The following is a 6,774-nucleotide window of genomic DNA, read 5'->3' as shown; positions in this document are numbered from 1 at the left end:
ATTCAGCTGCTTGACCGGGCATGGTCACAAGCATATACGCGCGGGAACGACCTGCTCCCCGGTCGTCTAACGGTAAGACTACGGACTCTGACTCCGTCTATTGAGGTTCGAATCCTTACCGGGGAACCAGAAATAAAACTTTTAAATCAACGTTTTATGTTATTTTCAGACGGGTGATAGCGCCTGTTTTATGTTGCAATATATTCCCCTATAATTCCTCGCTTTTCCGGCGTTTCCCTTGGTGTCTCGGCTTGTCCATGCAACATGGAACACGATGGGCGTGGGGTTTGCAAACTACTGCAACAAATCCTCTGACGGGTGCGGCTTAGCGGGTAGTTGGTCCATCAGGGTGATATTGATAATCCCGCGTTCCTTTGGATAGGTCCAGCCGCATAAAACCCGCCAGACAATCCACGCGAGCGAGGTGCCTTCACCTTGCCAGCTAAGTTTCCCAACGCGGTCGGGGTCAAATGTGATGATGGCGAATCGTTTACGAGGCATCCAATGTTACTGGAACAAAGAAAGAACATTTACAAGATAAGCCGCTTGCCTTGCTGGTTGCGGCCACCGTCAGAACATTTGGCTCTGATGCACGATTGTTTAGTTCTTCTGCAACAGCACAGAATTTACCTGCTTTAGACCAAACACACCTTGGTTAAGGTGCGCTAGCGCAAAGCTGAACGACTACATTGGGCCCGAAAGTAGACTGTCCGTATTTTCTGACAGATGAGCAAAAGCGGACTAATCCAAAACTCATGCATACATCGTTACAAAGCGCTGCGCCGAACTGCCATCCGTCAAAACGAGGCTCGATATTGCTTATTGACAAAAATCCCTATGTAGGTTCAACAACATCGACAGGCTTTCGTATGTCGTACGCTCTCAATGTCCAGCAAGCGCGCGAACTATAGGAAAGCTCTAGCAGTTATTGCATGAAGCCCAAATTAGCGCCGTTAAACCTACCAATGTTGGGTGATATGCTTGGTAACTCGCTAGGCGCAACGCCGAACCAGGTGGCCAGTGTTGCAGCATATTGATCGACCGAAACCGTTGGAAGCAAACGGCCAAGACCGACTTGGTCTGAGCTCCTAACCGAGATTTGTGGCGCGACACCGTAATAGCGGCCACCGTTAGCCGCGCCACCCATGATGAAGTGGTGCGCGCCCCAGCCATGGTCTGATCCATCACCGTTGAACTGCAGCGTGCGGCCAAAATCGGAGGCCGTGAATGTCGTCACTTTGTCAGCGACACCCAATTCCACGGTTGCACGATAGAACGCGTCAAATGCGAAGTCGACACGGTCCATCAGCGTTGCGTGCCCCACAATCAAATTGTCGTGATGGTCAAAGCCGCCCAAGTTTACCATAAACACTTGGCGCTTGACGCCCAGCGCTTGGCGCGCCGCGATCATACGCGCAACTATTTGAAGTTGGTCCGCTAAAGTGTTTGTGCCGGACACTGGCCGAAATGACGTCGCAAGGGATGTCGGCTGGAGCGCCGCATTGACAACAGTTTCCGCGTCAATGGAGCGGCGTGCGACCCTATTATATTCAGCTTCAAACATATTATTGCTAGACTGCGTCAACAACGTCCGAAGGGCGTTGCTGCCCGCCGTAGAGCCAAATAACGGACTCTTGAGACCGCCGATGGACGTCGCTCCGGTTGGTGAGACTTGATAGGTAATCGCGTCCATCCCGGCCAAAAACACGGCGTTGCCCGCTGCCGAAATGCAGGTGAACAGTGAATTGGTGTTACTGGATAGGGCAAGGTCACCCATGCGGCCACCCCAACCGTCGGTGGCACCTTCGGGCTTGGACGACTGCCATGTCGATTGTTGGTCATTATGCGAAAACAGCTTCGCAGGCCGGGGGTTTGCCACCAAATTGCTGCTTTGATATTGGGCCAAAGTTAATGGCGCTATAAGCGGACCGACATTCAGCAATGGCGCCAATTTACCTGCATCAAACAAAGCTTTCATGCGCGTCATTTGCGGGGCGAGCGCATATTGAACATTATTGGTCAGCACTTGGCCGTTGGCGGGTGTGAGCGCCGTTGCTGCAAGAGACGAACGCGCTAAAGTTATGCCGCCTGCAGTTTGTCCAGGGCCGCCACCGCGAATGGCGCTATACAAGTCGTAATTTGCCGAGTCATAGGGTATTAAGGTGCTGTTATGGTCGTTGCCGCCGTTAAAAAATACGCAGACCAATGCGCGATAATCATTGCCTGCACTAAAAGCGGCTGCCTCCCCCATGCCCGCAAGACCCATGGCCCACGAACCCGCGGTACCGGCCACGGCCAATTGTTTAGAGCGGCGAAGAAAAGCGCGCCGCGAAATATCTTCCATTTTGCTAATGTGCACGATGCGCTCCCTATTTTTGGACGAGATAATCGGGGGAAGCAAACACAAGAAGTGTCGCCAGGTACACGCGTCGTTCTTTGTCTGCCAACGCACTGGTGTCCGTGACGGTCGTCGCGTCAAGCGCGGCCTTGATCGTTGCTTTGGTGGTGTCAGTGAGCTGGTTTCCGGACAATAACAAGGACAGCCGGTTCAGTAAGGCCGCCGTGTCGGAAACGATCGCTAACTCGCGTGTATAAGTGGCTTTGACGTCGTTGTTCACGCCGTTGACGGATCCGATGGTTGACGCCATGAAGTTGATATAGCCGGCAACACTCACTTCGGTAACGATTTGGAATTCAGGTGCGACCAGCGCGTTGGTTGCGATTGCGGTATTGGCAGGGACATAACCCGGGCGGTAAAAATTAAACACAGACGGCGCACGCAAGGGGCTTTGACCCAGGCTGGTGCCGGGATTGGACAGGTTTGCGATGGTCCAATTACCTGTTCGCGATGTGGCACCGAAATTTCTGGCCCATTGTGTAAAGCGCAATACCGGCTCACGAACTTTGCCAAAGGTCGGCGACGTTAGCCCGGTAGCATTTGTCGCTTCGTCATCAAGTAAAATAGCCTTAAACACAGCGCGCAGATCGCCACGAACGCCCGAACCATTATTGTTAAATATCTTGGCAACACGATCAACATAGCCAGCGCTAGGGTTACTGGTCACCAAACGCTGGATCATCTGCTTTGAAAAGAATGGGCCCACATTGGGATGGTTGAAAAGTGCGTCCAGCGCCAGTTTCATGGATGTTGGAGCATCGGTGTTGGCCGGAATAGTGGTGCCCAGAAATGTTTTTTCCAGCATGGAATGTTCGCTGGTGGTCTGTGGCCTTGACCATCTGGTCGTATCGCTTGTCATCGGCCTGATTACAGATTCTACCGGTGCGACCGATTGTGATGGAAAACGGACAGAAGGCGTTCTGACCAAGTTCGCATAGTCGTAACTATAACCGGTAAATACACGCGCAAGGTTGGATACATCGGAATTGGTATATGTTTCGATAGGCTGGCCAGTGGTTCCGATTTTTTTGGTGCCGTCATTATTTAGCTCATTCAAACCAATGGTGAAAAGCTGCATAACTTCACGCGCATAATTTTCGTCGGGTACGCGACCAGTCCGCGTATCTTCTTTCCTGTTATCGAGCGTGCTGAGGTAAACGCCCATTGCGGGGTTGAGTGTTACGTCTTCCAGTAACTGACGGAAATTACCCAAAGCATTGCGGTTGAGAACATCCCAATAAGCCGCCACAGCATTTGACTGCCATTGGATTTCGATACCGTTGGTCGACACGACAAAAAACTGGGAAAGCGCGTACGCCAATCTTTTACGAACGGGGTCGGGGCTGGCAATCAACTGGTTCCAAACCATGTAATCCGCGAACTGGTTTTGATTATAATACTCGTCGACGGTCACTTTATCGTAACCGCGCGATGACAGCCAGGCGACGCCTGTTTGGCTAATCGGAATGTCCATCTGTTTATCGAGCCAGGCCACGAAACCCACAGATCGAATATCTGCGATTTCGGGTTCCGTCGCCGCAAGGCTGGCCTTCAAAATGAAACGGGCAGCTTCGCCATCGGTCGCCGTCTTCGCGACTGGCGCACTTGGTGTCAAAACAGAGGCTATTGAATTGCCATCAGCTCCACCACCACCACATGCAGCCACGACCAATGAGGCGGCGGGGATTGCAAAAATAGCGGGGGATTTTTCACCGACAGTTCTCTTCGACGCAGCGAACGTGTCCGAGGCGGTATCAGATTTTGTTGTCCCATCAAGAGCTAAGCATTCAGGTTGCGTCATCACACTTCCCCCAACCAAACAAGATGAATTCCAAGTCTTGGATCGACAGTGGTTCACATCGCTGTCTGCAACACAAATGTAATTTTTCAACGCCGACTAGACGCTGTATTATCTTAATCCCTTTTTAACTGCCGGCAATGTTTTTTTGTTGCGATGGATGGGATAGGAGATTACTCAACGGTATGGTATCGAGTGTCATTTAGGCTCAAAACATGGTCGACAGTCGCTTTACACTCCCAATTTTTGCAATGTTACCGATCGCGGGATTTTGTTCGGTTGCGCACGCAAATGTTTTCGAACGCAAACAAAATGGCAACCTTGTCGAAATATCCCAGTCTGTATGGCGGGCGGACGGGTCGCAGGTTGTGGACGGTCGATATGGCCCCAAAGCAGAACCCGTATCTAACTCTGCCCAATCACAAAATGCCGTACGGCAGCATATCCAGGTTGCGGCAACACGCTTCGGCGTTGACCGCAATCTGGTCGACGCCGTTGCTTGGCAAGAGTCACGGTATAACCCGCGCGCCATTTCAACGGCCGGGGCAGTAGGTGTGATGCAACTTATGCCGGACACTGCGCGTCAATTGGGTGTGCGTAACCCGCATGATGTGGAACAGAATGTGATCGGTGGGACAGCTTATCTGCGTCAGCAGCTTGAACGCTTTGGTAATAACGTGCCGCTTGCCTTGGCTGCATACAATGCCGGACCAGGTGCAGTGATAAAATATGGAAGCATCCCGCCTTACCGCGAAACACAAAATTACGTCCGCCAAATAATGCAACGTTTGTCGGCAACGTCGGCTTATCGCGCAGGATATTGAGGTTCATGATGACATATAAATTCTCCCGTTTCTTCACCTTAGCTGCGTTGGCCTTTGCTATACCCAAAACGGCGATGGCGCAGGTAGCTAATGTCGATCCGCAGGGTTCCGGACCAATCGTCAATGCGCTTGGCTGGATACAAGGCACGCTGCTAGGCAATGTCGCAACGACAGCTGCCGTGATCGCCGTCGCTGTTGTTGGCCTGATGATGCTAACCGGACGCATGAACTGGCGCTTTGGTGCCACTGTCATTATTGGCTGCTTTATTCTTTTTGGCGCAACAGCGATTGTCTCGGGTATTCGTGTCGCCGCAGTTGGCGGTTAGGGCATGACCCCGCTGAACCGCACGCCGATATTCCGGGCATTAACGCAGCCGCAGATGTTTGCCGGCGTTACCTATAGCTATTTTATCATAAATCTTGTCGTCACGACCGAGATTTTCTTGATCACACGCTCCTTCTGGGCGATCCCGGCTGCGGCCATCATTCATGTTATCGGCTATATGGCCTGTTTGCGGGAACCCCAGATTTTCGACCTCTGGATTACGAAAATAAGCCGTTGCGGCCGCACCCGCACTTATGACCTTTGGCGCTGCAACAGTTATCGGCCTTAGCATATGAAAACGGTCGCCCAAAAAACAGCAGCGTTGGACCCCTGTGCGGGGGACCGTCTGCCTTATGCTGGGCATTTTGACGACCATACGGTGATGACCCGCAGCGGCGGCCTGATCCAGATGATCCAAGTCGACGGTGTCGCCTTTGAAACTGCTGACAGCGAAACGCTGAACCATATGGCGGCAGTGCGGGATGTGGTGATGCGCGGCATCGCGAACTCCAACTTGATGTTGTACTGCCACGTCATTCGCCGCCAGGTGGCGGCCGAGCTATCGGGCGCGCAACCAGAGGGTTTTGTCCGTGACTTAGACGATGCCTGGCAACAGCAATTGCGCAGCAAAAGGCTCTACATTAACGACATGGTGTTAATGCTGGTCCGTCGGCCAGCCCGAGGGAAAATAGGCTTTTTTGACCGCCTCACCAAATGGGGCAATGGTACACGCAACAGCGCCGAACGGGTGGCCGACCAAATGCGTGAACTGCGCGAATTGGATGCGGCGCGCACCAACCTGCTGTCCGCTCTTACCCGCTATGGGCCCCGCCTGCTCGGCCGATATAATGGCGCAAGTGGCATCTGTTCCGAACCGCTTGAGATATTGTCGGCGCTGTATAATGGCGAAATGCAGCCTGTGCTTGAACCCACTGGCGACGCTGGCCACTATCTGCCTTATAAGCGGATCAGCTTTGGCCTGGACGCTCTGGAATTGAAAGGCGCTAGCGCCAACATGTCACGTTTTGGCGCCATCGTTTCCATCAAGGATTATCCCGCTTATACCGCACCGGGTATGCTCGATAATCTGCTGCGCCTGCCGCATGAGATGACCATGACGGAGAGCTTTGCGTTCATCGATCGGCAAATTGCGGACGAACGGATTGGGCTTGCGCTCCGCCGGTTGCGGGCCGCTTCCGATGAAACGACCACTTTGCGGCAAGGCCTGCTGGGTGCGAAAGATGATCTGACGGGGGGGGCTGCGGCTTATGGTGAGCATCATCTGACCGTGCATGTACGCGCCATGACCTTAGCCGCATTGGACGCCGCCGTGGCCGATGTGCAGGCATCACTGGCCGATATTGGCGCAGTCGCCGTGCGTGAGGACCTCAATCTCGAAAGCGCCTTTTGGGGCCAGTTTCCAGGCAAT

At 53.0% G+C, this 6,774-nt stretch carries 6 protein-coding genes, 1 tRNA gene and 1 pseudogene; 5 read left to right on the top strand and 3 right to left on the bottom strand.

Going from position 1 to position 6,774, the window contains the following annotated elements:
• The first annotated feature begins 55 nt into the window (after positions 1 to 55).
• Positions 56 to 129: transfer RNA gene (locus tag QE270_RS07585), tRNA-Gln, on the top strand.
• A 165-nt stretch (positions 130 to 294) separates the two neighbouring features.
• Here QE270_RS07585 and QE270_RS07580 read toward each other — a convergent pair.
• From QE270_RS07580 to QE270_RS07570, 3 genes are all read right to left on the bottom strand, one after another.
• Positions 295 to 501, bottom strand: a complete 207-nt coding sequence (locus QE270_RS07580; RefSeq protein ID WP_300037528.1) for a hypothetical protein — start codon at positions 499 to 501, stop codon at positions 295 to 297.
• A 424-nt stretch (positions 502 to 925) separates the two neighbouring features.
• The gene (locus tag QE270_RS07575; protein WP_300037526.1) at positions 926 to 2,359 is read right to left on the bottom strand and encodes a DUF1501 domain-containing protein; all 1,434 of its coding nucleotides are present in this window, start codon (positions 2,357 to 2,359) and stop codon (positions 926 to 928) included.
• A 10-nt stretch (positions 2,360 to 2,369) separates the two neighbouring features.
• Complete coding sequence (locus QE270_RS07570; protein ID WP_300037523.1) at positions 2,370 to 4,199, bottom strand: DUF1800 domain-containing protein; 1,830 nt, start codon at positions 4,197 to 4,199, stop codon at positions 2,370 to 2,372.
• A gap of 248 nt (positions 4,200 to 4,447) precedes the next feature.
• Between QE270_RS07570 and QE270_RS07565 the strand changes: the two genes are divergently transcribed.
• The 4 genes and pseudogenes from QE270_RS07565 to QE270_RS07550 form a co-directional block, all read left to right on the top strand.
• On the top strand, positions 4,448 to 5,020 hold the full coding sequence (locus tag QE270_RS07565) for a lytic transglycosylase domain-containing protein (protein WP_300037520.1): 573 nt from the start codon (positions 4,448 to 4,450) through the stop codon (positions 5,018 to 5,020).
• Between the two features lie 5 nt (positions 5,021 to 5,025).
• The gene (locus tag QE270_RS07560) at positions 5,026 to 5,346 is read left to right on the top strand and encodes a TrbC/VirB2 family protein (protein WP_300037517.1); all 321 of its coding nucleotides are present in this window, start codon (positions 5,026 to 5,028) and stop codon (positions 5,344 to 5,346) included.
• A gap of 3 nt (positions 5,347 to 5,349) precedes the next feature.
• A complete protein-coding gene (locus QE270_RS07555) occupies positions 5,350 to 5,634 on the top strand; it encodes a VirB3 family type IV secretion system protein (RefSeq protein WP_300037514.1) in 285 nt (94 codons plus the stop codon).
• A 3-nt stretch (positions 5,635 to 5,637) separates the two neighbouring features.
• Positions 5,638 to 6,774, top strand: a pseudogene (locus tag QE270_RS07550) (VirB4 family type IV secretion/conjugal transfer ATPase); the annotation flags it as partial.

Origin of the sequence: Sphingorhabdus sp., assembly GCF_029865925.1 — a bacterium.
Taxonomy (GTDB): domain Bacteria; phylum Pseudomonadota; class Alphaproteobacteria; order Sphingomonadales; family Sphingomonadaceae; genus Sphingorhabdus_B.
Note: the sequence above shows the minus strand (reverse complement) of the source record. Positions and strands in the feature narration are given on the sequence as shown.

What these genes read in the sequence shown, in the direction of transcription:
- QE270_RS07580 (WP_300037528.1), bottom strand. Translation starts at nt 501, where the DNA reads ATGCCTCGTAAACGATTCGCCATCATCACATTTGACCCCGACCGCGTT.
- QE270_RS07570 (WP_300037523.1), bottom strand. Translation starts at nt 4,199, where the DNA reads ATGACGCAACCTGAATGCTTAGCTCTTGATGGGACAACAAAATCTGAT.
- QE270_RS07565 (WP_300037520.1), top strand. Translation starts at nt 4,448, where the DNA reads ATGTTACCGATCGCGGGATTTTGTTCGGTTGCGCACGCAAATGTTTTC.
- QE270_RS07560 (WP_300037517.1), top strand. Translation starts at nt 5,026, where the DNA reads ATGATGACATATAAATTCTCCCGTTTCTTCACCTTAGCTGCGTTGGCC.
- QE270_RS07555 (WP_300037514.1), top strand. Translation starts at nt 5,350, where the DNA reads ATGACCCCGCTGAACCGCACGCCGATATTCCGGGCATTAACGCAGCCG.